The 25,309-nt window shown below is 39.6% G+C and carries 22 protein-coding genes and 1 other RNA gene; 14 read left to right on the forward strand and 9 right to left on the reverse strand.

Features of this window, described 5'->3' with window-relative positions; genetic code table 11:
* Nucleotides 1–99 precede the first annotated feature (99 nt).
* Nucleotides 100–457, forward strand: a transfer-messenger RNA (tmRNA) gene (gene ssrA, locus AC3ANV_RS03915).
* 487 nt (nucleotides 458–944) lie between these two features.
* On the opposite strand, the gene arcC is transcribed toward ssrA, so the two are convergent.
* The 7 genes from arcC to AC3ANV_RS03950 form a co-directional block, all read right to left on the reverse strand.
* Nucleotides 945–1,907: a carbamate kinase gene (gene arcC, locus AC3ANV_RS03920; protein ID WP_488312373.1), complete on the reverse strand. Its 963-nt coding sequence runs from the start codon at nucleotides 1,905–1,907 to the stop codon at nucleotides 945–947.
* Nucleotides 1,908–1,965: 58 nt separating this feature from the next.
* Nucleotides 1,966–3,381 carry an arginine-ornithine antiporter gene (arcD, locus tag AC3ANV_RS03925; RefSeq protein ID WP_488312374.1) on the reverse strand — a complete coding sequence of 472 codons (1,416 nt, stop codon included), beginning with the start codon at nucleotides 3,379–3,381 and terminating at the stop codon, nucleotides 1,966–1,968.
* 78 nt (nucleotides 3,382–3,459) lie between these two features.
* Nucleotides 3,460–4,470 (reverse strand): ornithine carbamoyltransferase, encoded by a 1,011-nt coding sequence (gene argF / locus AC3ANV_RS03930; protein WP_488312375.1) that lies wholly within the window; start codon nucleotides 4,468–4,470, stop codon nucleotides 3,460–3,462.
* Nucleotides 4,471–4,494: 24 nt separating this feature from the next.
* Entirely contained in the window at nucleotides 4,495–5,733 is a 1,239-nt protein-coding gene (arcA, locus tag AC3ANV_RS03935) for an arginine deiminase (protein ID WP_488314124.1), read from the reverse strand.
* Nucleotides 5,734–6,179: 446 nt separating this feature from the next.
* Nucleotides 6,180–6,881: a Crp/Fnr family transcriptional regulator gene (locus tag AC3ANV_RS03940; RefSeq protein ID WP_488312376.1), complete on the reverse strand. Its 702-nt coding sequence runs from the start codon at nucleotides 6,879–6,881 to the stop codon at nucleotides 6,180–6,182.
* Between the two features lie 33 nt (nucleotides 6,882–6,914).
* A complete protein-coding gene (argR, locus tag AC3ANV_RS03945) occupies nucleotides 6,915–7,367 on the reverse strand; it encodes an arginine repressor (protein ID WP_488312377.1) in 453 nt (150 codons plus the stop codon).
* 711 nt (nucleotides 7,368–8,078) lie between these two features.
* Nucleotides 8,079–8,300: a hypothetical protein gene (locus tag AC3ANV_RS03950; protein WP_488312378.1), complete on the reverse strand. Its 222-nt coding sequence runs from the start codon at nucleotides 8,298–8,300 to the stop codon at nucleotides 8,079–8,081.
* Nucleotides 8,301–8,705: 405 nt separating this feature from the next.
* On the opposite strand from AC3ANV_RS03950, the gene AC3ANV_RS03955 reads away from it, so the two are divergent.
* The 13 genes from AC3ANV_RS03955 to AC3ANV_RS04015 all read left to right on the forward strand — a co-directional run bounded on the left by AC3ANV_RS03955 (nucleotide 8,706) and on the right by AC3ANV_RS04015 (nucleotide 22,124).
* Nucleotides 8,706–10,148, forward strand: a complete 1,443-nt coding sequence (locus tag AC3ANV_RS03955; protein ID WP_488312379.1) for a GntP family permease — start codon at nucleotides 8,706–8,708, stop codon at nucleotides 10,146–10,148.
* A 98-nt stretch (nucleotides 10,149–10,246) separates the two neighbouring features.
* Nucleotides 10,247–10,948 (forward strand): CoA transferase subunit A, encoded by a 702-nt coding sequence (locus tag AC3ANV_RS03960; RefSeq protein ID WP_488312380.1) that lies wholly within the window; start codon nucleotides 10,247–10,249, stop codon nucleotides 10,946–10,948.
* 17 nt (nucleotides 10,949–10,965) lie between these two features.
* Nucleotides 10,966–11,619 (forward strand): 3-oxoacid CoA-transferase subunit B, encoded by a 654-nt coding sequence (locus tag AC3ANV_RS03965; protein ID WP_488312381.1) that lies wholly within the window; start codon nucleotides 10,966–10,968, stop codon nucleotides 11,617–11,619.
* Between the two features lie 33 nt (nucleotides 11,620–11,652).
* Complete coding sequence (locus tag AC3ANV_RS03970) at nucleotides 11,653–12,438, forward strand: 3-hydroxybutyrate dehydrogenase (RefSeq protein ID WP_488312382.1); 786 nt, start codon at nucleotides 11,653–11,655, stop codon at nucleotides 12,436–12,438.
* Nucleotides 12,439–12,782: 344 nt separating this feature from the next.
* Entirely contained in the window at nucleotides 12,783–14,195 is a 1,413-nt protein-coding gene (locus tag AC3ANV_RS03975; RefSeq protein WP_488312383.1) for a sigma-54 interaction domain-containing protein, read from the forward strand.
* A gap of 78 nt (nucleotides 14,196–14,273) precedes the next feature.
* The gene (locus tag AC3ANV_RS03980; protein WP_488312384.1) at nucleotides 14,274–14,909 is read left to right on the forward strand and encodes a response regulator transcription factor; all 636 of its coding nucleotides are present in this window, start codon (nucleotides 14,274–14,276) and stop codon (nucleotides 14,907–14,909) included.
* 14 nt (nucleotides 14,910–14,923) lie between these two features.
* Nucleotides 14,924–16,024, forward strand: coding sequence for a sensor histidine kinase (locus AC3ANV_RS03985; protein WP_488312385.1), 1,101 nt, complete (start codon nucleotides 14,924–14,926; stop codon nucleotides 16,022–16,024).
* Nucleotides 16,025–16,232: 208 nt separating this feature from the next.
* Complete coding sequence (locus AC3ANV_RS03990; RefSeq protein WP_488314125.1) at nucleotides 16,233–17,168, forward strand: ABC transporter ATP-binding protein; 936 nt, start codon at nucleotides 16,233–16,235, stop codon at nucleotides 17,166–17,168.
* A 26-nt stretch (nucleotides 17,169–17,194) separates the two neighbouring features.
* On the forward strand, nucleotides 17,195–18,316 hold the full coding sequence (locus tag AC3ANV_RS03995) for an ABC transporter permease (RefSeq protein ID WP_488312386.1): 1,122 nt from the start codon (nucleotides 17,195–17,197) through the stop codon (nucleotides 18,314–18,316).
* Entirely contained in the window at nucleotides 18,316–19,461 is a 1,146-nt protein-coding gene (locus tag AC3ANV_RS04000; RefSeq protein WP_488314126.1) for an ABC transporter permease, read from the forward strand. The genes AC3ANV_RS03995 and AC3ANV_RS04000 overlap by 1 nt, the downstream gene beginning before the upstream one ends.
* Before the next feature lie 187 nt (nucleotides 19,462–19,648).
* Entirely contained in the window at nucleotides 19,649–20,668 is a 1,020-nt protein-coding gene (locus AC3ANV_RS04005; RefSeq protein WP_488312387.1) for a polysaccharide deacetylase family protein, read from the forward strand.
* A 141-nt stretch (nucleotides 20,669–20,809) separates the two neighbouring features.
* Nucleotides 20,810–21,805, forward strand: coding sequence for an AI-2E family transporter (locus tag AC3ANV_RS04010; protein ID WP_488312388.1), 996 nt, complete (start codon nucleotides 20,810–20,812; stop codon nucleotides 21,803–21,805).
* Between the two features lie 85 nt (nucleotides 21,806–21,890).
* A complete protein-coding gene (locus AC3ANV_RS04015) occupies nucleotides 21,891–22,124 on the forward strand; it encodes a hypothetical protein (RefSeq protein ID WP_488312389.1) in 234 nt (77 codons plus the stop codon).
* Between the two features lie 343 nt (nucleotides 22,125–22,467).
* On the opposite strand, the gene AC3ANV_RS04020 is transcribed toward AC3ANV_RS04015, so the two are convergent.
* Both AC3ANV_RS04020 and AC3ANV_RS04025 read right to left on the reverse strand, forming a co-directional pair.
* Complete coding sequence (locus tag AC3ANV_RS04020; protein ID WP_488312390.1) at nucleotides 22,468–23,541, reverse strand: IS110 family RNA-guided transposase; 1,074 nt, start codon at nucleotides 23,539–23,541, stop codon at nucleotides 22,468–22,470.
* A 399-nt stretch (nucleotides 23,542–23,940) separates the two neighbouring features.
* Entirely contained in the window at nucleotides 23,941–25,164 is a 1,224-nt protein-coding gene (locus AC3ANV_RS04025; RefSeq protein WP_488312391.1) for an IS110 family RNA-guided transposase, read from the reverse strand.
* Nucleotides 25,165–25,309: the final 145 nt, after the last annotated feature.

A 25,309-nucleotide genomic window follows, 5' to 3' on the forward strand; every position in this document is an offset into this window, starting at 1 on the left:
TTTAGTGTGGTATAATAAGTTTGTCGCTAAGTGATGCGACAGAAACTTATGCTCATAACAATTGTTGAGCTTTCGTTCGTCTAGCTTCATTTTTATAATGGGGACGCTACGGATTCGACAGGGGTAGTTTGAGCTTAGGTCGCGAGTCGAGGGGATCGGCCTCGTTAAAACGTCAAAGCCATAACTGGCAAAACTAACAACAACCTCGCTTTCGCAGCTTAATACTGCATAGCGGTTCCTCCCTCCATCGCCCATGTGGTAGGGTAAGGGACTCACTCTAAGTGGGCTACGCCGGATTCCACCGCCTGAGGATGAAGGAAGAGAACAACCAGGCTAGCTGACCGGACGCCTGTCGATAGGCATATGGCTCAGCGAAGCGCCAATATGTCGACTACACTCGTAGAAGCTTAAGTGCCGATATCTTTGGACGTGGGTTCGATTCCCACCGTCTCCACCATACATAGGTGGATAACAAGACCAGCAGAGATGCTGGTCTTTTCTATATCTGAAAAAATGCATCTTCGAATGTGATTTTCTTTTTTAGTAATTCTGAGTTATATTTCCCGTTTCGCGGAGTAACCTTTTCCTAATTTTCTAGTATCCAAAGAGAGCGGTTCCTTTTTTTATCTACTCTTAGATAATGGGTAATTTGTCTTAATATGTACAAAACAGTCTCTTTTTTCTTTATTATTAGTGAGTATGAGTCTTTATGGCGGTCGGGATTATAGTTCTTTTTATTATTTATTTCCCGCAAAAGAGCTGTTATCCGCCAACCCGGTTTAATTGTAAAAAAGAGATTATTAATCCTATTTTTTATTATGATTCTGGTTTGAAACAAAGAAAATGGTTGAAGAAAATCGGAAAAAATAAGATCTAATAAAGAGGCATCTGAACAATGCCTCTTTTCAAATTGTTTTGTAATTGTTAGGAATCACCCAATTGTATTACACAGATACCGGAGCACCGTGCAATGAAACGACCGTCCCGGCTTTTCCCTCAATTGCGTTAAAAGCCTGATCTAATGAGGTGATAATCGTTTTGCGCTCAGGGCTCGTTTCAGCGAAATGGAGCGCTGCTTCGACCTTCGGAAGCATGCTGCCGGCGGCAAAATGACCGGATTCGATATACGCTTTTAATTCGCCAACACTGATATCCTCTAATTTGCGTTGTGTCGGTTTGTTATAATCAATGTAAACATTGTCAACAGCAGTAAGGATAATTAACGCATCGGCATGGACTAATTCAGCCAGCTTTTGGGAAGCAAAATCTTTATCAATAACAGCTTCGACTCCGGCTAAGCCATTTTCTGTTTCAATTACCGGAATTCCGCCGCCGCCGACAGAGATGACAATTGTACCTTGCTCGACGAGCGAATTAATAATCGAATGCTCTTTAATGCTGACTGGTTTTGGTGAAGCTACAACCCGCCTCCAACCGCGTCCGGCATCTTCTTTAAAAAACGAACCGGTTTCTTCCATTAACTTTTTGGCTTCTTCTTCACTGTAAAAAGGTCCGATTGGCTTCGTAGGATTCATAAAAGCAGGGTCATTTTTATCTACGACAACACGGGTGACAACCGTCACAATATTTTTCACAATACCCCGTTCTTTAAGAGCCTTGTCCATTGCATTCTGCATCCAGTACCCGATCATTCCCTGACTCATCGCACCGCAGGTATCAAGCGGCATCGCAGGATTTTTTACAGAATCAGCGGCTTTTTGTTGTAATAGGATGTTTCCGACCTGCGGGCCATTTCCGTGAGAAATAATAATATCAACCCCATTTTCGATAAAATCGACCAGCTGTTTCGCTGTATTTTCAAGAGCCCTTTGCTGCGCTTCTGCCGTTGCATCCCCTGATTGAATGGCATTGCCGCCTAACGCAATTACTGCTTTTTTTCTCATCATAAGTAAAACCTCCAACCCGGTTGTATGTTCAAATTTATAAATGCATTCTGCGAATCCATTAAATACTTAAAGTCCCTATTGCTAATTCGTAAATGGCAAGAACCGCTAATAAGGTAAATCCGATGGCCGTTGCCAGCTCACCTCTCGTAAAGATAGTTTGTAAATTTGCTTCTTTTTGAACGCTTCGATAGACCAAGACGCCGGGTACATATAAGAGCATTGTTAATAACAGATAACTGACTCCGGCTGCATAAATCATCCAGATACTATAGATGCTGGCTATCACTCCAATAAAAATATTTTTTGTTCGATCAGAATGGCTGGTCGCTATCGAGTATTTAAGCTGATAAAAGGCTGAAAAGGCATAAGGAATTAAGATCGCTGATGAGGCTAAGGAAAAGGCAAAGTTATAGGCCTTATCAGTGAATAAGAACGTCAATAGGAATAGTTGGATTAATCCGTTCGTGATCCATAAGGAATTAATTGGCGCCCCATTTTTGTTTTCTTTGGCAAACCATTTTGGAAACAGCTTGCTTTTGCCTGCCAGAAATGGAATTTCCGATGCCAGCAATGTCCATCCCAGCCAGGCACCGAGAACAGAAATGATCAAGCCAATATTGATAACGGTTGCTCCCCATTTACCAACAACACTTTCAAAAACAAATGCCATTGAAGGGTGCTCTAAATGTGCCACTTGCGTTCTGCTCATTACACCCAAGCTCATAATGGAAATGAGGATATAAATGACCAGAGTACCAAGCAGACCGATAATCGTTGCTTTTCCAACATCTTTTTTATCTTTTGCCCGGCTGGATAAAACGACTGCCCCTTCAATACCAATAAACACCCATAGTGTTACGAGCATGGTGCTTTTTACTTGCCCCATAACATCGGAAAAGTGGAAGTGATTAGCTGTTCCCCAGAAACCTGCAGTAAATGTTTTAAAATGAAAGGCAAAAATGGCGATGATTAAAAATAAGAACACAGGTACTAATTTTGCAATGGTAGTAATCAGATTTACTAATGCCGCTGACTGGACACCCCGGAGGATTAAGGAATGCACCAGCCATAGAAGAATACTTGCCCCGATGATGGAGGCAACGTTTTGTCCGCCTTTAAATACAGGGAAGAAATATCCGATCGATGAAAATAGTAAGGTGGCGTAGGCTACATTTCCGAGCCAGGCGGAGAACCAGTAGCCCCATGCACTGTTAAAGCCCATGAATTTCCCAAAGCCTTCTGTCGCATAACTGAAAATTCCCCCGTCAAGGTCCGGGCGTTTATCTGTTAAATTTTGAAAACAAAAACCCAGGGCAATCATTCCAATACCGGTAATCACCCAACCTATGATGATTGCTCCCGCTGAAGCGCCGCCGGCCATATCAGTTGCGAGGTTAAACGCTCCGCCTCCGATCATCGAGCCCACTACGATTGCAATTAATGAAAACAGTCCCAGCTTCTTTCCATCAGCCATTTTGATTCCACTCCTTCATTTTTGATTGGCAAGAAAAGAACGGAGAAGGGAGAAAAGATCCCTTCTCCTGTGTGATTTTTATTCCGGATTACCTAATGTGGCTGCCATAACGGCTTTGATGGTGTGCATTCTGTTTTCAGCCTGATCAAATACCTTAGAATGCTTGCTTCGGAATACCCCATCCGTTACTTCCATTTCTGCAAGACCATGTTTTGTATAAATGTCTTTTCCATAGCTCGTTTCCTGATCATGGAATGCAGGGAGACAATGAAGGAAAATAACATTTTCATTACCTGTTTTTTCAAGCATGTCCATTTTGACTTGATAGGGAGAAAGGAGCTCAATTCTTTCAGCAAACTTGTCCTCTTCACCCATGGACACCCATACATCTGTGTAGATTACGTCTGCTCCTGCAACACCTTCATCGACATTACTTGTGATTGTCACGCGGCCGCCGGATTGTTTTGCCAATTCCTGTGCCAGTTCAACGATTTCCACTGCCGGGAATAAGGATTCAGGTGAACAGATGCGAACGTCCATACCGACAAGAGCACCGCCAACAAGCAGGCTGTTGGCAACATTGTTCCGTCCGTCGCCAACATATACGAATGTAATTCCTTCAAGGCGGCCAAAGTTTTCTTTTACGGTTAAAAAGTCAGCGAGTGTTTGGGTTGGATGCCATAAATCAGTCAAACCATTCCAAACAGGTACACCTGAATGTTCAGCCAGCATTTCAACTTTTTTATGCTCAAAGCCGCGAAATTCGATTCCGTCAAACATGCGGCCTAAAACTTTGGCTGTGTCTTCAATCGATTCCTTTTTCCCTAGCTGGATGTCATCCTTACCTAAATATTCAGGGTGGGCTCCTAAATCAGTACAGGCGACAGTAAAAGCACAACGAGTGCGTGTTGAAGGTTTTTCAAACAGCAGGGCAATGTTTTTTCCTTCAAGATGGCGGTGTGGAATGCCGTGTTTTTTTTCGTCCTTTAATTTAAAGGCTAAATCAATCAGGTACATAAATTCTTCTTTTGAAAAGTCCTTTTCTGCTAGAAAGCTTCTTCCATTAAATTTAGAAATTGTTGTTAACATCGAAATCTCTCCTTTTATGTAAAATTATTTAATGATGTCTTCACGAACAATTGGCATGCTCATACAGCGTGGACCCCCACGGCCGCGGGATAATTCCGAGCTGGTAATCTCAATAACTTCCATTCCATGCTGGCGCAGTAAATCATTCGAAATATAGTTTCGGTCGTACGTTACGACCACTCCCGGGGCAATTGCTAATGTATTGGAACCATCATTCCATTGTTCGCGGGAAGAGGCTATTTCATCGCCGCCGCCACAAGGTATTAATACTAGGTCACTCAATCCTAATACTTCTTTTAATGCTTCCTGCAGATTGGAGCGATGAGAGATCGCGGCAATTTCTGCTTCAGGGCCTTTTTCCAAAATATAGACATTCATATTGCCCTGTGGACCTTGAATAGCCGGGTGAATCGTAAATTTATCATGATCGACCATCGTAAATACCGTATCAAGGTGCATAAAGGCACGGCATTTAGGGATCTCAACGGCCACAACTTTCTTAATCGAATCCTGTCGTTTAAATAAATTAAGGGCCAGTCTTTCGATTGCTTTGGCAGAAGTACGTTCTGAAACGCCGATGGCCACAACTTCCTTACTAAGAATCAATTCATCCCCACCTTCAATGGAGAAGGAAAAGCTTCGGTCCAGCCAGACAGGAACATCGTGTCCTGCAAAACGGGGATGATATTTTATGATATATTCCATAAATAAAGATTCTCGCTGACGTGCGGGTTCCCGCATTTTATTAATCGAGATCCCATTTCCAATGCTTGCTGCCGGGTCACGGGTAAAATATAGGTTAGGCATTGGATCTAAATAGAATGGATAGTGATCCTCCATAAATTCATAAAGGTGAGTTTTTTTACTCTCTTCTATTTCCCTTTTGAGTACACCGCTCATTACCTTTTCAACCATTGCTGAAGTAGGAAAGGATAGGAGATATTCCTTCAATACCTTCGCTGCTCCATTAACATTTGCCTGGCTTTCTCGTAAAATATCATCGATAAATTGTTTTCGTAATTCTTGATTACTTAATGTTTCAACAACCAATTTTTCGAGGTATAGAACTTCTATGCCTCTATTTTTTAATGTCTCGGCAAAATAATCATGCTCTCTCTGAATAACCGGTAAATACGGGATATCATCAAATAATAGTCTTTGAAGGTACTCCGGTACGAGATTTTCTACTTCTTTCCCGGGGCGTTTAAGTAAAACGGTTTTTAACGTACCGATTTCCGATGTAACATTGATCGGATGGTTTATATTTTTTTGGATTAAGGAATTCGAAACGATCTCTGTTATACTGCTCATCTTTCTTCCTCCTTTTTTGATAACTCCTTGCTACGTTTTTAGTTTAATAGATGTAAGCGGTTTATTTTGTAATGTCCATAACAAACAGACTGTTAAAATCATTACGTTTTTTTGTCGATCACATAAGGGTCCATGCATATTTATTGAGTTTTTCGATTCAATTCGTGACTTCGTTTCCTGACCATGTGAATAATCATTGAATATATTCAAAAAAGGGGTTATAAAGTTCCATTATTGTGAAAATTCCGATAGTGAGTGACAAAAAAACCGTTGATAGGAATCTATCAACGGTCATTTTGTAAAGATAGAAAGTATAAATTTTTGAACTTAGATAACTGTCTAGCTCCAACGCCCAGCGACTAGTGTACTTCGCTAAACGGGCGTTTCCGCTTTTAGTTTTATCCAATTTCTTTAAAATAATCCGGTTTATGAATTTTAATAATTTTGGAGCAAACCGAGATAACCTGATCCCGTTTTAATTGGTTCATAATTAAACTGACGGTTTCTCTCGTTGTCCCGGATAGTTTGGAAATATTGGAGGCGGTAAGCGGACATGGGATGGTAATATCGTCTCCGTCCTGTTCACCAAGATCATCCATTAAAAATTGCAGGGAGTGTAAAACCCGTTCCTGGGCACAAGGGATAAGGATTTTTTGGACGCGCTTTTGATGGAGGCTGAGAATATCGGAAAGCTTTGAGATCACATACATTAAGGACTTGGAATTTGTTTTCAGCAATTCCTCCAGGACATGAGTTTGGATGAAATAAACATGGATATCGGTTACAGCGATGGCAGAATTATGGTAAACATCATCGGTAAATAAGCCCCCATACGGAAACATTTGATTACTTTTGATAAAGTCCAGGTAGAGCATGCTACCCTCTTCGCTGCCGCTCTCGTACATCACATACCCGTCAAGTAAGAAGAAGATTTTATCCCTTGGATCTCCCTCCATAAAAAGCCGTTGGTTTTTCTTGTAGGTTCTACAATAAATAAAAGGAAGGTATTTTTGTAGTGTTTTTACCGGAAGACAAGAAAAAATATCGAACTGGTGTAAATCTGAAATCACATCCATTTTAACCACATTGGAATGAAGCATATGATCTCTCCCTTACTAAGAGTTATAATCATCTTATCTTTGATAGTTTTCAATTTGCTGTTTAATGCTGGATGCCGCTTTATGGGACCTGCAAATGATCAAGCAGGTATCATTCCCGCAAATGGTTCCTGCCTTGCCCTCCATTTCCAATGAATCCAGCAAAGCGCCAAACGAATGGGCATGTCCCGGCAACGTTTTCATCATTACAAAGTAGTTGATGACTTCCAAACTAACCAGTGCATCCCTGACCTTGTGCTTGAGCTTTTCAAAAATGATAAAGCTATTTTCCATTTCAAAGCTATACTTGAGACAGCCGTCCTTTGAAGGTACTTTAATAAGTCTTAATGTCCTTATGTCTCTTGAGATTGTTGCCTGTGTAACCTGCAACCCCTTATTTGAAAGCATTTGACTCAGCTCTTCCTGTGTTTTTATCTCGTTTTCAGAGATAAGTTTTGTAATCTCTTGTAATCTCATCTCTTTATTCATTGGCCTAACTCACTTTCAAAGATATTCTATAATATCATCATATTGCCAAATACTCTCAAATGAAATGTACAAAAGGTGAACAATTCCTTTAAAATATGGCAAAATGAAAAAGCGACAGACACAAATAAAGATAACTTAGTCGTTGTCCTTGTTGTTTTACTAGGATAATTATTTAATGATTTTAGATGAAACCAATAAGTATAATAGGGAGAGTATTGAACGAAAGGTAAGGACAAAATCTTCCAGATGAGCAAGGAAAAATGTCCTTGAAAAGGAGTTTGAAGGACAAAATCTTTTAGGTGAGCAAGGAAAATGTCCTTGAATAGGAGTTTGAAGGACAAAATCTTTTAGGTGAGCAAGGAAAATGTCCTTGAAAAGAAGTTTGAAGGACAAAATCTTTTAGGTGAGCAAGGAAAATGTCCTTGAAAAGAAGTTTGAAGGACAAAATCTTTTAGGTGAGCAAGGAAAATGTCCTTGAAAAGAAGTTTGAAGGACAAAATCATTCAGAAGAGCGGGAAAAATGTCCTTGAAAAGAAGTTTGAAGGACAAAAAAATTTAGAAGAGCGGGAAAAATGTCCTTGAAAAGGAGTTTGAAGGACAAAATCTTCCAGATGAGCAGGGAAAATGTCTTTGAAAAGAATTTGTGAAGGACAAAATCCTCCAGATGAACAAGGAAAATGTCCTTGAACAATTCAACATTATGAACGGGGCTCAATACCCTCCCATAACCGCTGGACCTATGGATAGTACTAAAGCCGCAATCCAGCAGATACTGCTTAGAACAATGGCTACAATTGCAAAGACAAGATAGCTTTTACCGATTTGTTTCTTTTCTGCATCTTGGTCATTCATCCAAATAATCCCTAAGAAAATCCCGATAACTGGAAAAATAAACAACAAAATGTAAAGAAGTACTTTTTGACCGCTAGACACATTTATCACCTCCGTGAGGATAAAATGAAGAGAAATTCACACTAATAGAAAATGTATGTGGCAGCGCAGGAAATTTGCTTGTCTCTATTCGTTGAATATTCTAACTATTGTTTTAGAAATAAACATATATTGATTCCGAAAAAACGGAATTTTCCAGTTTTTCGGAATCAACAAACCGCAAAATTCCGAAAAAACGGAAAGGTTTTATCCCCAAAAAACCATTCAGTAACGATAAACACTCATTCAAGTTGGTCTTTATTCGTTATTTTCTAATAATTATGAATATATAGATACCTTGGCATGGAACTTGCAATTTAATCATCATGTAAGGGGAATTTGAATAAAGGAGGGAAAATTTGTAACCGCTTTCTAAATGGAGGTAATTATTGAACAAGGGGGATTTAAATGGATTTAATCGTTATCCTTTTAGCATTGGGTTTATTAATGTTTGTTGCCTATCGAGGCTTTTCTGTCATTTTATTTGCTCCAATTTGTGCCCTTTTTGCTGTTCTCTTGACAGAGCCAAGCTATGTTTTGCCGTTCTTTTCAGGAGTATTTATGGAAAAGATGGTCGGATTTATTAAAAATTACTTTCCTGTCTTTTTATTAGGTGCTATTTTCGGTAAGGTTGTTGAAATGTCCGGCCTTGCAGAATCGATTGCCAAAACAATTGTTAAATTAATTGGAGCTAAACGGGCCATTCTGACAATCGTCCTGTTAGGTGCTATCTTAACCTACAGCGGTGTAAGCTTGTTTGTAGTGGTTTTTGCAGTATTTCCGTTTGCAGCGCATTTGTTCAGGGAAGCGAATATTCCAAAACGTTTGATTCCGGGAACGATTGCATTAGGCGCATTTTCTTTTACAATGGATGCCCTGCCGGGTACTCCGCAAATTCAAAATGTTATCCCGATCGCCTTCTTTAAAACCACTATTTATGCAGCGCCGGTATTAGGAATTATTGGGGGAATATTTGTTTTTGCTATTGGACTTTTATACTTAGAATCGAGAAAGAGAAAAGCCGCAAGAACAGGTGAAGGCTATTACGGTTTCGGTACAGAAAATGCCGCGGCTGTGGAAGACGCAAATCTCGCAGGCAAAAACGAGCCTGTCGCCAACTTCTCTACTGATCAATCGATAGCCCGTCAAATTTCGGCTTTTGTGCCTCTCGTTCTTGTGGGGGTAATGAATAAGGTCTTTGTTACAAGCATTCCGAAATGGTATCCAAATGGCTTTGATTTTTCAAAAATAGGCCTAAAAGCCTTTGGTGTAGTCGATACTGCTGCGGTTGCAGCCATCTGGGCAGTTGAAATGGCCTTAGTCGTAGGAATCGTGACTGCTATGCTTTATGACTGGAAACGAGTGACTCATAACTTTAAAGAGGGTTTGAATGCAAGTATCGGCGGTTCATTGCTGGCGACGATGAATACTGGAGCTGAGTACGGCTTTGGCGGAATCATCGCAGCTTTGCCAGGCTTCTCTGCCATCAGTGGCGGGATTTCCCACACATTTACGAACCCGCTCGTGAATGGTGCTGTTACGACCACCACACTTGCAGGGATCACTGGTTCCGCATCCGGCGGTATGGGAATTGCCTTAAGTGCAATGGCAGAAAAATATAATCAGGCCATTGCAGCGGCTCATATACCGCCGGAGGTAATGCACCGTGTAGTTGCCATGGCATCCGGCGGTATGGATACGCTTCCGCACAATGGAGCTGTTATTACGTTGCTTGCTGTAACAGGGTTAACACATCGGCAATCGTACCGCGATATTTTTGCCGTAACCGTTATTAAGACACTTGCCGTTTTCTTTATTATTGCCTTCTACTCTTTAACAGGAATTGTATAAGAAACGATCCGTACGAACAAAGGTTGCTAGCGATATTAACCGGTTAGTGACCTTGCCTTAGAATTCAAAAAATAGATTAGTAGAAAGGTGAGAATAAAATGGATAGTGGAAAAATAATTGATTCCTTCGAGGTTGCTATTCAAGATATTCAGGACGGTGCGACCATTATTGTAGGAGGGTTTGGTCTTTGCGGGATACCTGAGAAGGCAATTTTAGCTTTACGGGAAAAAGGGGTAAAAGACTTAACCATTGTCAGCAATAACTGTGGTGTGGATGATTGGGGACTTGGGCTTTTATTAGCGAATAGACAGATTAAGAAAATGATTTCCTCTTATGTGGGAGAAAACAAGATTTTTGAACGTCAATTTTTAAGCGGTGAATTAGAAGTAGAGCTTGTCCCTCAAGGAACACTTGCCGAACGAATCCGGGCGGGCGGCGCCGGAATTCCCGGTTTCTATACGGCAACGGGTGTAGGGACACCTGTTGCCGAAGGGAAAGAACATAAAGAGTTTGATGGGAAAACATTTATTCTTGAAAAAGGAATTGTCGGAGATTTTGCTCTCGTAAAGGCTTGGAAGGCAGATCCTTTGGGGAATTTGGTGTATCAGAAAACGGCACGAAATTTTAATCCGCTTGCAGCGATGGCAGGGAAAATAACGATTGCAGAGGTTGAGGAAATGGTGGAGATTGGTGAACTAAATCCTGACCAAATCCATACACCGAGCATATATGTACAGCGGGTTTTAGCAGGGGAAAATTACGAAAAGCGAATTGAACGAAGAATGGTTATTCAAGCATAGAGAGGAGAATTTGTTCGATGGATGTACGACAAACAATCATAAAGCGGGCAGGGCTGGAAATAAAAGACGGTATGAATGTTAATTTGGGTATTGGGATGCCGACACTACTGGCAAATGAAATTCCCCCCGAATACAGTGTATTGCTCCAATCGGAAAATGGGTTGTTAGGAATTGGTCCATATCCGCTTTCAGAAGAAGTAGACCCGGATTTAATCAATGCAGGAAAGGAAACAGTTACAGTTGTTCCCGGCTCCTCCTATTTTGATAGCGCCGAGTCGTTTGCAATGATTCGCGGCGGTCATATCGATTTAGCTATCCTTGGTGGTATGGAGGTGTCCGAAACCGGCGATCTTGCCAATTGGATGATACCGGGGAAGATGATTAAAGGGATGGGCGGTGCCATGGACCTTGTCAACGGGGCTAAAAGGGTTGTTGTTGTCATGGAGCATGTCAATAAGCATGGGGAATCAAAAGTAAAACCAAAATGCGATCTGCCTTTGACAGGAAAAAACGTTGTCAACAGATTAATAACTGATTTGGCTGTTTTTGATTTTAATGAGCAAGGAATGATTTTAATAGAATTGCAGAAGGGTGTATCAATTAAGGAAGTTCAAGAAAAGACCGAGGCTCAATTTACAGTGAGTCCGCAATTAATGTCGAACCAACAATAATTACTCTATTGTATAAAAGGGAGTGAATCATCCATGGGTAAGCTTTTAGAAGGAAAAACAGCCTTTATTACAGGTTCAGCCAGCGGAATAGGGCTTGAAGTTGCCAAAACCTTTGCAAAGGAAGGGGCCAAGGTTATCATTTCAGATGTAAATATGGAGGCAGCTGAAAAGGTGACAGCTGAGTTTACATCACAAGGGTTTCAGGCATTAGCCGCCCCTTGTGATGTTACGGATGAGGAGGCCTTTAAAAGGAGTATTGAAAAGGCCTATCAAACCTTTGATCGTATCGATATTTTGGTCAATAATGCAGGCCTGCAATATATATCAGCCATTGAAGAATTTCCGACGGAAAAATTTAAGTTATTGATTAATGTTATGCTGACTGCCCCTTTTATTGGGATTAAAAACGTATTCCCATATATGAAGAAGCAAGGATTTGGAAGAATCATTAACATGGCCTCAATTAATGGACTGGTCGGTTTTGCCGGAAAAGCAGCCTACAATAGTGCAAAGCACGGGGTAATTGGCTTAACAAAAGTAGCGGCATTGGAAGGGGCGGAACATGGAATAACGGTAAATGCACTGTGCCCCGGATATGTTGATACTCCGCTAGTTAGAAATCAGTTAAAAGATTTAGCTGCAACGAGAAATGTTGGACTCGACAGTGTTATGGAAGAAGTGATCTTCCCGCTTGTTCCGCAAAAAAGACTGCTCTCGGTTGAGGAAATTGCAGATTACGCCGTCTTTTTAGCCAGTGATAAAGCAAGGGGAGTCACCGGGCAGGCGGTTGTTCTGGATGGAGGCTATACGGCGCAATAAACATCGTCTCGGAACCCTGTACGGGTTCTTTTTTAAATTTTAGGCTATGTTAAAGATCATTGTTGATTTTGCTCACTATGTTGATTGGAGCGGAAGGCGCGAGACTCCTCGAAAATGCTATCGCATTTTCTTCGTGCGGTGAGTATTCGTGGAAGCTTATTCAATGTCCTGCGGAAAAGCAGGTCAAGGGAGACACCACAGGCTTAATGCTTGAGGAGGCTCCCGACCGCCCGCGGAAAGCGAGTGCCTGGAGCGGAAATCAACAGGCAAGTTTAACAGAGCCTGATTTTTAAAAAAATCCTCTGCTATAATAGAACTATCATGTCATGAAGGTGAGAAATACGATGAACGGACTTGCTCATATTCCCTATAACTGGCTTGAAGAAATTATTAATCTGGCAGCAGAACAGTTTGTCTTGGTCGATCGGCAAGGAATCATTCAATATATTAATAAAGCATATTGTGAATTTATCGGGACAACGGTTGAATTGGCAATTGGGAGACCTGTACAGGATGTCATCGAGAACACGCGTATGCATATTGTTGCTCAAACCGGTAATGCTGAGCTGGCAGCAGTTCAATCCATTAATGGGAGCGAAATGATTGCGAACCGTTTTCCGCTTATCGTCGATGGAGAACGGGTGGGTGCCATCGGAACGGTGATGTTTCGTAATCCCGAGGAATGGCGGCACTTCCGGACAAAAATACAGTCTCTTATGGAAGAGCTAACCTATTACAAAAACCGGTTCGAAAAAGAGCTGAAAAGTAAGTACAGCTTTAACGATTTAATTGGTAACAGTCAAGCATTTTTGGCTTCAAAAAAACTGGCAGAGAGAGTTTCAGGAAGTCAATCTTCGGTGTTATTATTGGGGGAATCCGGTACCGGTAAGGAATTATTTGCTCATGCGATCCACTCCAATAGCACTCGTGCAGCATTCCCGTTTGTTCCTATTAATTGCGCCTCCATTCCGGAGCAATTATTGGAGTCGGAATTATTTGGCTATGAGGAAGGGGCATTTACCGGTGCCAAAAAAGGCGGAAAAAAAGGACAATTTCAAAACGCCAATTTCGGTACGATTTTTCTTGATGAAATAGGCGATATGCCCCTTTCGATGCAAAGTAAGCTTTTAAGAGTCCTGCAAGAAAAAGAAGTTCAGCGAATTGGCGGTCAAAAATCAATTCCTGCCGATGTCCGGGTGATTGCAGCAACACACAGGGATTTAGAAAAAATGGTGCAGGAAGGGAAGTTTCGCCAAGATTTATATTATCGTTTGAATGTTATTAAAATAGAAATTCCTCCGCTTCGAGAACGGAAAGAAGATATCGAAATCATTGGCAGGCATTTATTAAAAAAGCTTGGTCGAAAATTCCTTAGCAAGGATATTACATTATCAACTGAAGTCATTGAGAGACTTCAGAATCATATGTGGCCGGGAAATATCCGTGAGCTGGAGAATGTGTTAGAGAGAGCCATTAATGTCTTGGATGGCAAAACAATTGAGCTGATTCACCTGCCGCTTTACCTCCATGACCATGAAGAAAATCAGTGGATGCATCAAAAGTTATCATCCGAACCGGCAAATAATCCTTCCGTTTTTCCCGTTCAGCCATTAAAAGAAACGGTCGCACAAGCTGAAAAACAATCGATTCAAAACGTCCTAAGGATCACACAAGGAAATAAGCTTGAGGCAGCAAAGTTACTGCAAATCAGTAAAACCAGCTTCTATGAAAAATGCAAATTATATGGTATTAAATAAGTTGGGGCATGAATAATGTAAACGTAGAAATAATCAGTTAAGACAAACACAACCATTGAAGGATGTGATGGGAGCTTAATGAAAATAAAAGTAATTATTGCCGATGATAATTCCTTTATTCGTGAGGGTATGAAAATTATCTTAAGTACATACGAAGAGTTTGAGGTATTGGAGACCGTTAATGATGGACTTGAGGCCTTGTCGTTTTGTAAAAAGCATGAAGTTGACGTGGCGCTGCTGGATGTTCGGATGCCGAATATGAACGGTGTAGAGGCGACAAAATTGATTACGGAACAAACAAAGACGAAGCCGTTGATCTTAACGACCTTCGATGATGATGAATATATTCTTGATGCCATCAAAAACGGGGCAAAGGGGTATCTATTGAAAAATAATGATCCCGAACAAATTCGCGACGCAATTAAAAGCGTATTTAACGGCAACACCGTGATGCAGGAGGTTGTTCTCGATAAAATAAAAGCAAATTTAGGAGAAAATAAACCTGAAAGCAAAGTAGATTCCAGCCTTTTTACGGAAAGAGAGCTTGATATTATGTCCTTGATTGCAAAGGGACTATCAAACAAGGAGATTTCGAAACAGCTGTTTATTTCGGAAGGGACCATCGCTAACTATATTACCTCGATTTTAGGAAAAACAGGTCTTAGCCATCGCACGCAAATTGCGATTTTCTACTTAACCGGAAAAGTTAACTAGCTGAGGGATGAAGGATGGAATTCTGGATAATTATTTGTAAACTTGTCCTATTAGTGTACATTGCCGTAACGTATATTGATTCAGCGATAACCAATATCCCTTGGGTTGTATTTTCTTTTCTGTTATATCTCTGTATTAATGTAGCTATTTATATTGTGAAAATAGAAATGGGAAAAAAAATCCTTCTTCTATTATCGATTATTCAACTAGTGGTTACCTATTATGAAGTACAGTCTTTGTTTCTCTTGCTGTTGCCGTTAAGTCTATGCGAATTATCCGCTTATTATATCGACAAAAAAATAACTTTGTTTGTATTGGTGCTGTTGCCGATTATTTGGATTGATAACACGGAAGCCTACCAATACGGTCTTGTGGCCGTATTTAGTTTTATGATATTTACGATGCTCGAGCAGTTTACCACACGAATTCACCATCAAGAAAACCAATTAGACAATATGAGAAAAGACATGCAGAAATTATCGAAGAGCTTCAATGAAAACAAAGAGTTCATCAGACAGTCTGAATATACGTTTAAATTAGAAGAGCGGAACCGACTCGCCCAGGTCTTTCATGATAAAATCGGCCATTCGATGACGGGGGCGTTAATTCAAATGGAAGCATCAAAGCGGCTGATCAATACGGACAAAGAAAAAGCGCAAGAACTTCTGCAAAACGCGATAAATATTTCTAAAGTAGGAATTGAAAACATTAGAATTACCTTGAAAAATTTGAAGCCGCCTACAGAACAAATGGGGATCAACCGCCTGAAATTATTCATTGATGATTTTTCAACCAAGCATACCATTCATACTCCTATTACCTTTAAGGGGAATATGGATCGGATCACGCCCATCCAATGGAAAATCATTCACGAGAACTTGACGGAAGCTATGACCAATGCCCTTAAATATTCTGATGCGACGGTCATTTCCCTCGAATTACATGTGCTGAATACCATGGTCAAGGTGGTAATAAAGGATAATGGCAAAGGGGTTCAAAAAATCAAAAAGGGTCTGGGAATCGTCGGCATGGAGGAACGAACAGCCTCCATTAATGGAACGATTATCGTGGATGGCACTGAGGGATTCTCGGTTACGATGCTGCTCCCGATCTAGTGATGAAATTTTTAATAAGGCAATGTTAAAGCTCATTGTTGATTTTGCTCATTATGTTGATTGGAGCAGAAATCAACAGGAAAGTTTAACAGAGGCTTTAATAAAAAAATATGAAGATTCTCATGTGAAAAGGATGAATTACTGCACTTATGCAGAATCATCCTTTTTTTTATACTAAATACATAAAGAGCGAGAGGTGATATCAATGATGAACGTATTAGAATTGAAAAACCTAACAAAGAAATTTGCTGACTTCATTGCAGTTGACAATATTTCCTTATCCATTGCAGAAGGTGAAATATTCGGGTTTTTAGGCGCCAATGGCGCCGGTAAAAGTACGACGATCAATATGATTGCAGGACTATTACGGATTAATGATGGCGAAATCAAGATCCTTGGTAAGAATATCGCGAAAAACAGTAAATTTGCCAAAATGAATATCGGAATTGTCCCGCAGGATCTGGCCATTTATGAGGATTTGACGGCAGCTGAAAATATACGGTTTTTTGCAGGTTTATATGGATTACGCGGTGCAAAATTAACGGAACGGGTGGATGAGGCTTTACAGTTTGTTGGGCTAAGTGACAAGCATAAAGAATATCCAAAGAATTTTTCAGGCGGGATGAAAAGGAGATTGAATATCGCCTGTGCCATTGCCCACCGGCCAAAACTGATTATTATGGATGAGCCGACAGTCGGGATTGATCCGCAATCAAGGAATTATATTTTGCAATCCGTCCGAAAATTAAATGAAATGGGCTGTACAATTATTTACACAAGTCACTACATGGAAGAAGTCGAAGAAATTTGTACAAAAATCGCGATTGTCGACCATGGCAAAGTGATTGCAGAAGGAACGAAGGAACAATTAATTGCCATTATCACCAATACGAAGGATGTTTGGATAGAGGTTAAAACAGCTGAAAAAATTAATGCAGATTTAATCAAGGAAATTACAGGAGTAAAATCAGTTCAACTTGAAGAAAACTTTATTAAAATCAATTCAGATATTGAAGTAAATAATTTAAATAAAATTATTCAGCATTTAATTAATCATAATATCGAAATTAGTTCACTGGAAGAAAAAGAACCAAACTTAGAAACGGTATTTTTAACACTTACGGGTAGAAATTTACGTGATTAATTTTTAAAGAAAGGAGGGACTATCCTTTGAACACATTAACGATTGCTTTAAAGGAAATCAAACAATCATTTCGCAATGTTCGTACATTCGTTTTCATGCTGGCATTTCCTATTGTTTTAATGTTGATTTTAGGAACGGCATTTTCAAATGTCTTTGATAGCAAGGTTTCAGTTGGTGATATCCATGTTTTATATAAAACTTCAGCAGGACCGGAATTAAACTCCTACTTTCAAGCTTTCACAAAACAGGCGGGAAAATCAGATGTCCATTTTAAAGAGGCAGCTGACAGCATCGATGGTAAAAAAGAAGTAAAGGAAAATAATTATACTGCCTATGTTGAGCTTACAAAAGAAGGAATCACGTTGTACGGAAATAATCGAAACAATATTGAGGATAGCATTATCCAAGGGATGCTGGTAGCTTTTGCCGATAAATATAATGTGGCAGCTGCCGTTGCCGGTGTTGATGCATCAAAGGTAAGTACAGCGGTGACAAGCGGGACAGAACACAATTTTATAAAGGAAAGATCGTTGCAGGCGGCAAAAGAGCCCGGCTCGATGGACTATTATGCCATGGCGATGACAACGATGATTGCTCTTTATGGAGCGGTTTATGCAAGTACACTAATACGCGGGGAAAGAGTAAGAAATACAGCGTTACGTCTGGCAGCGGCACCGGTTAAAAAGGGTGAAATTTTTCTCGGAAAGATCCTTGGCTGTCTCGTAATGAATGCTCTTTGCCTATTGGCTGTTGTCGGCTTTAGTCATTTTGCTTTTAAGGCGAATTGGGGCGATCATGTTGGCATAGTGCTTTTGGTGCTACTGACAGAAGTATTCCTGGCTGTTAGCTTTGGGTTAGGAATAAGCTACATCACTAAAACAGGGGAGGCTGCAAGAACGGTTGTGATGATCGTTATTCAAATATCCTCTTTCTTTGGCGGCGCCTATTTCAAAATCGAGAATCCGACGGGAATTATGAACATCATTACAAAGCTTTCCCCTCTATCGTGGATGAATAATGCGATAACAAAAATCATTTATGCCAATGATTTCACAGCGGCAATCCCGACAATTAGCTTAAATCTGGGAATCTCGCTACTATTTTTGGGCATTGCCCTCATTTCCTTACAAAGACGGGAGGGGTTATGATGAAGGATATTTTTTGGCTGATGAAAAAAATATTGAGTGTGACCTTTAGAAAGAAACGAAACATCATAATCTATTTCGGCATGCCGTTAATCGGAATCTTTATCTCCTTTCTTGCCTATGGAGGTTCAGGACAGCAGACACTTAAGGTAGGGGTTATCAATCAGGATCAGCAGCAGATTGCGGGTGATACAATCCATTTTTTAGAGAGCTTGAAGAATGTTCATGTAACAAAACTAAAAGAATCGGAAGTCAACGATAAAATTACTTCAGGTACACTTGATTGCGCTATAACGCTTAATCAAGGCTTCTCAGAAAGCATTTTACATGGACACCCGAGAAACATTCAAATTGTTTCGATTAAAGGGGCGCAAATAACCGCCTTTGTAAAGTCGTATTTGTATAATTATCTCGATAATATTGTTAGTATCAGTAAAGCATCCAATGGAGATTCGGCGACTTTTAATAAAATGTACACAAGGTATCAACAAGCTGAGTTCAAGCTTACCGCGAAATCGTTAGAGGACACATCGAAAAATAAAGATATGACCTATCAGACAATCGGCTTTTTAATCATGATTATGCTAATGTCAGCAGGAAATTTTGCAGAGATCATTATAAAAGAAAAAGAAAATAGAACCTACTTTCGCTTACTCTCCACGCCGATTAATGCTAGAAAATATGTGTTAGCAAATATCGCTGTTAATATGACCGTTATGTTGGCCCAAATCCTTTTTACTTTATTCTTTATTACCAACATCTTTCATATAGAAATGCATGTTCCTTTCTGGGAAATGGCCATCGTCTTGATTATGTTTGCCTTAGTCGCAGTTGGGCTGTCATTAATGATTGTTTCGTTTGCAAGCACTTCCGGCTCGGCAGGTGCATTACAAAACTTAGTTTTTACCCCGTCATGCTTACTGGCAGGCTGCTTCTGGCCGGTAGAAATAATGCCAACGGCTGTGCAAAAGATCGCCGATTTTATGCCTCAGCATTGGACGTTAGATACGATCAGTAAACTGCAGCACGGAAGTCAATTGGGAAGCTTGTATCTTAACTTTATGATTTTAATAGCATTTGCTCTTGCATTTTTCCTAATTGCTACGTATAAGTTTGGAAGAAACAATAGTGTGAAGAATTTTGTTTAAGAGTCAAGTATGGCCGAACCCACTTTATTCGTTGGTTCGGTTTTTTTGTGCCCAATTCCCTATATCTATTCTAGTAAAATTGTTTTTTAATAGATTTGTAATATTTTTAAAATATTAGAAGCAAATTTTGGAAAAAATCGTCTATAATTAAAAGAAAATAAATATTACAACAAAGAGGGATTGGAAAATGGGGATACTAAAAAGCGGATGGACGAAAGGGATAGTGCTTCTCTTTTTTGTCGGAGGGTTCTTGATTGCAGGAATAGTTGTAAATCATTATTTACGTGCAAAAGCCGCAGGCAATGAACCTATTAATCAGCAAAAAACAAATCTGACTCAAAGTCACGGGGTAGAAAAAGTTGCACAATTAGCCCATGGTTCTAAGGTGGAAAAAGAAGTAATTCGCCGTAAGCAAAATGAAGCGTATATAGAGAATCGGCAAAAAACAGTTCAAGAGACTAATAATGTACCGGAAAATAATCCTGTAAATAATCCTGTAAATAATCCTGTACCTGCAGAAAAACCTGTTGTAAATGACTCAGCCGGTACAAAACCGCTATCAGAGCCAAATGCAGGTGAACCGGAACAAAATACACAATCGGCGAATACTTCCCCCAAAACTGTTTATTTAACATTTGATGATGGGCCTGAAAGCTTTTCCGGTCAAATCATTGCACTGTTAGAGCAGTATCACTTTAAAGCAACATTCTTTATGCTTGATGGGAATATTAGGAAATATCCGGACTCCGCAAGGCTTATGGTCAAAATGGGAGAAAGTGTCGGACTCCATGGCGTTACCCATAACCGAAAACTATTTTATGCATCAGTAGATTCAGTTCTAGGAGAAATGAATCAGGACCGTAATACATTAAAAGAAATTACGGGCGTTGATTCTGTTTTGATCAGGACACCCTATGGCAGCGTTCCTGATTTGACACCTGAAGAAAAGAAGGCCGTTTTTGATAATGGCTATTTAATGTGGGATTGGAATATTGATAGTAAGGATTGGTTTTACAGAGATGCCCGCTTTGTCGATAGTGTCATTGAGCAATTACAGAAGAGAGCAAGTAAGCCGGGACCAATTGTGATCCTTATGCATGAGAAAAAAGAGACACTTGCCCAATTACCGAAGCTCCTGGATTATTTAAGTAAACAGCATTATGAGTGCATACCGATTGACCGGACAATTTCCCCGGTTCATTTCTAACTTCTATAGTAGAAAGTTGTAAAAATTTCACTTTGATATTTCTTTAGAAGTAACAAATATGTACTAATTTGGTATAATAAATATATTGTGAAATTTTTATCATTTTATTAATTGAACAAAAATGAGGTTAGAAAATAGCGTATGGTGAATAAACTTATTCAAAGCAGCGGTTTTAAAAGGATTTTAATTTTTATTTTCATTGCTATCGTTTTATATGCGATGAAAGACATGATTAACTTAATTTTATTTACGTTTATTTTCACATTTTTAATGGATCGGCTGGTTAAATTTATTGAGGGGAAAATACCAATAAACCGGAAATTGACAGTAGTTATTTCCTACGCCGTTATTGTCGGATTGCTGTCATATGCACTGGTCATGTATTTACCGCTTATTGCGACAGAAATAAGGGAGCTGATTAGGCAGCTAACCGTTTTTTATACGAAAAAGCATGAAAACTCTTTTTTGAATTATTTGGTTACCCGTGTAGAAAAAATCCAAATTTCTAATTACCTGGAGCAAGGATTTACCTTTATCATCAAATATTTTACGGATATTAGTAAGTTTGGTTTGCAAGTACTTTTGGCGATTTTGATGAGCTTATTCTTCTTATTGGAAAAACCTCGTTTGATTGCATTTACAAAGAAATTCAAGACGAGCAAAATAGCATCGATTTACGAAGAAGTTGAATTTTTTGCCCGGAAATTTGCAAGAACGTTCGGTAAAGTGATTGAAGCCCAATTAATTATTGCTGTTGTTAACTGTACATTAACAACGATTTCCTTATGGATCCTGGGTTTTCCGCAACTGGGCGGACTATCCATCATGATTTTCTTATTGGGCTTGATTCCTGTTGCAGGGGTAATTCTTTCGTTAATTCCGCTATCCATCATTGCCTATAGTATCGGCGGAATGATGAAGGTGCTTTATATCGGACTCGCTGTTTTGATTGTTCACGGAATCGAAGCCTATATTTTAAACCCGAATTTAATGTCATCAAAAACAAACCTGCCCGTATTTTATACGTTTATCGTGTTAATTTTTTCAGAGCACTTTTTTGGTGTTTGGGGGCTGATTGTCGGAATCCCGGTGTTTGTTTTCCTATTGGATGTCCTGGAAGTGACGGAGATTAAATAATTAAGTCTAAAAAACAAAACCCATTCTCATAATAGGAATGGGTTTTCTGTTATTCTAGTAATAGCGAAGTTAAGGAGGAATTTGCATGAGCGAATGCAAGCTAAATCATTCACAGTCCGATGTCCAAAGTAAATATGAATCGCAAGCGGCTTTTTTACCCGAGGAAATGAAGCCATTATTCGAACGCTTCTTTAAAAATGAGCATTCACAAGAGCTATTAAATGAAGTATTTCACCTGTTAAAAAAGTATGACTTAGCATCAGAAGACGAAAAAGGTGAGCGAACAAACCGCTTGAATCTAATCCTGAAAAACATCTGATGAGTGTTAACTATGGATGAGGGACGGTCCCCGATCCGGTGATAATATAATGGGGCCTGTGTATTAACATACTATCCTGAAAATAAAAAATGGGAAAAGAGTGTTTTAGACAATAGGAAACTAGACCCCAGTAAAATCCAATTTTTTTAAAAGATCTGGATGGGGTAACTAACTATATTTTTCAACTATAATTACGCAATAGCTTCAATTGTAACCTTACAGCCAAGAGTCTCTAATCGCCTTATTGATTGTTTAATCACGATTTCTTTCTTTCGTCTGTCGAAGTAATCCGCTCCCAACTCAATATATGGAACTCTTTTGTTTAACATGTGATACGCAATGGTTAAAATGGTATGTCCAACCGCAACTGCTGCCCGTTTTTTCCCAACTCTTGCTGATAAACGTTGGTATTGGGATGAAAGATAGGTATTTTTTGTCCTTGCAGCTGAATGTGCTGCTTCAACAAGTGCTGCTCGTAATTTTTTATTTCCTTTTCTCGTTTTTCCAGACTTTTTTTTCCAGCACTTTCATTGTTACCTGGAACCATTCCAGCCCATGAACATAAATGAGGAGCTGAAGGAAATTGCTTTGAAATATCTATGCCAATACCAATCTCAGCCATGAGCTGTTCAGCGTGACCTCGACCTATTCCAGGAATAGAATCAAGTAGTTCAATATCTTCTTCATAAGGTTGCATTCGTTTCGTTACTTCTTCGCTCAACAATTCAATTTGTTGATCCATAAAATCAATGTGTGAAAGTTGGGTTTTTAACATCATTTTTTGATGGGGTCCAACGGATCCTACTAAAGCACGTTCTAAATCATCCTTTTTTTTCTTCAATCTTGCTTTAGCTAAGTTTGATAACGTCTCTGGATTATTGACACCATTAATAATCGCTTCAATTATTGCTCGACCTGATACACCCATAATGTCAGTCGCAACCGAAGAAAGTTTGATATTGGCACCTTCTAACACCTTTTGGATTCTACTAATCTCCCTAGCCCTTTCTTCAATGAGACTTCGTCTGTATCGAACTAACTCACGCAACTCTCTTTGCTCTCGATTAGGAATATAACTGTGTTGAAGTAGACCATGGCGTAGCAATTTCGCAATCCATTCTGCATCTTTAACATCGGTTTTACGACCTGGTACAGCCTTAATATGAGCAGCATTTACAACCATCGGTTGTATTTCCTCTAGTTCTAATAGATTGTAAATGGGTTTCCAATATACGCCTGTACTTTCCATCGCAACGTGAGTACATCGTTTACTTTTAATCCAATCTACCAATTCGAAAAGATCATGTGTCATAGTGCCGAAGGTTTCGATTTCTTTCCCTTTTTGTGTAATTGCGCAAGCAGTAATACTTTTTTTGTGGACATCAAGTCCACAACAGCGATTATATACAACATCCATTATAAAAACCCTTCCTAGGCTGAAGTAAATTAGGGCTGGTGCAACAACCATATAAGATTAATCTATCCTGCGTGCTTCTCAACAGAGAGCAACAATTTGTGGTGCACCTGGTCGTAATGAATCAGTCTACCATGCGGGCTCAAAAGCACCATAGTTTAACGACCTTCCTTCGCCAGCCGTATTAACAGGATTGACAGGAGGAGAGGGAACTAGACTAGTATAAAAACATTTTCATTCATTTGATGGTGTCGCGAAAGCGACATGAGTGTCTACCATGAAAATAAACTTCTGTAACTTTCGTAAAATGGCAATACTAAAGAAGACGCAGCTCATTTGATTTTTTTTTAAAGGGGAGAGCTCCTAAACATGATCTCTCTTATTGAAGGTAAATTGACTAGATCAAGATGCTTCAGATTCTTGTAGAGTAACTGTGTATCCTAAACTTTCAAGTCTTCGAAGTGAATGCCTAACAATAGATTGATGTTTTTGCTTATCAAAGTAGTCTTCACCTAAATCTACATACATTTCTTTACGGGTCAAAAGATAATAAGAGATGCGTAATATTGCGTGAGCGACTACAATTCCTGCACGTTTTTTGCCTTTTCGTGATGCTGTACGCCTATACAGTGCTCCGAGATAGTTTTTAGATCCTCTAACAGAATGAGCTGCTTCAGTTAAAGCTGACCTTAAATATTTGTTTCCTTTTTTGGTTTTAGCGGATTTCCTTTTTCCTGCACTTTCGTTATGTCCAGGAACTAATCCAGCCCAGGAACACATATGAGGAGCACTTGGGAATTGCTTTTTAACATTTGTACCTATCTCCGATAACATTTGTTCAGCCATTTTCTTAGATATACCTGGAATTGAGTCTAACCGATCTATATCTTCTTGATAAGCACTGACTCTTTGAGATACTTCTTGATCCAACATATCAATTTGTTCAGTGAGAAAATCAATGTGCTTTAAAATGGTTTTTAACATTAACCGTTGATGTGGATTGATATAACCTTTAAGTGCTAGTTCCAGTTCATCTTTCTTCTTTTTCATTGTGCGTCGAGCAAAGTTTGCCAATTTTTCAGGATCTTCTTCGCCTTCGATAATAGCGTTGAGCATGTCCCGAGCAGAAACGCCCAAAACGTCTGAAACCACAGAGCCTAACTTAATGTTTGCACCCTCTAACACTTTTTGAATTCGATTATGTTGTCTAGCTAGTTCTTCAATGATACTCCGACGATATCGAACTAGTTCACGCAGTTCCCGTTGATTTCGATCTGGAATATAACTAGCTTTTAAGAGTCCGTGACGTAGAAGTTTAGCAATCCATTCAGCATCCTTAACATCGGTTTTGCGTCCAGGAACAGCTTTCAAGTGTTGAGCATTCACCACTAAAAACTCAATATCTTCAGCCTCTAGTAAATTAACGATTGGCTTCCAATATACACTCGTACTCTCCATGGCAACATGGGTACAATTGTGCTGTTTAATCCAATCAACCAACTGTAATAGAAATACAGTTTTAGTCGAAAACGTTTGAATCTCCTTTCCTTCTGGTGTCATAATGCAGGCAGTAATATTGTCCTTATGGACATCCATACCGCATGCTCTTTCAATGACTACTTCCATTGAAAACATCCTTTCTACGGCAATGAATATAATTAGAGGCTGGTGCAGCAACCAGAATAGGATTAATCTACTATGAGTGCTTCCCGTAAGGGAGCGACAGTCTGTGATGCACCGAGGTCGTTGGAGTCAGACTAACGGATGGGCT

Source organism: Neobacillus sp. DFD-2R (assembly GCF_057747865.1).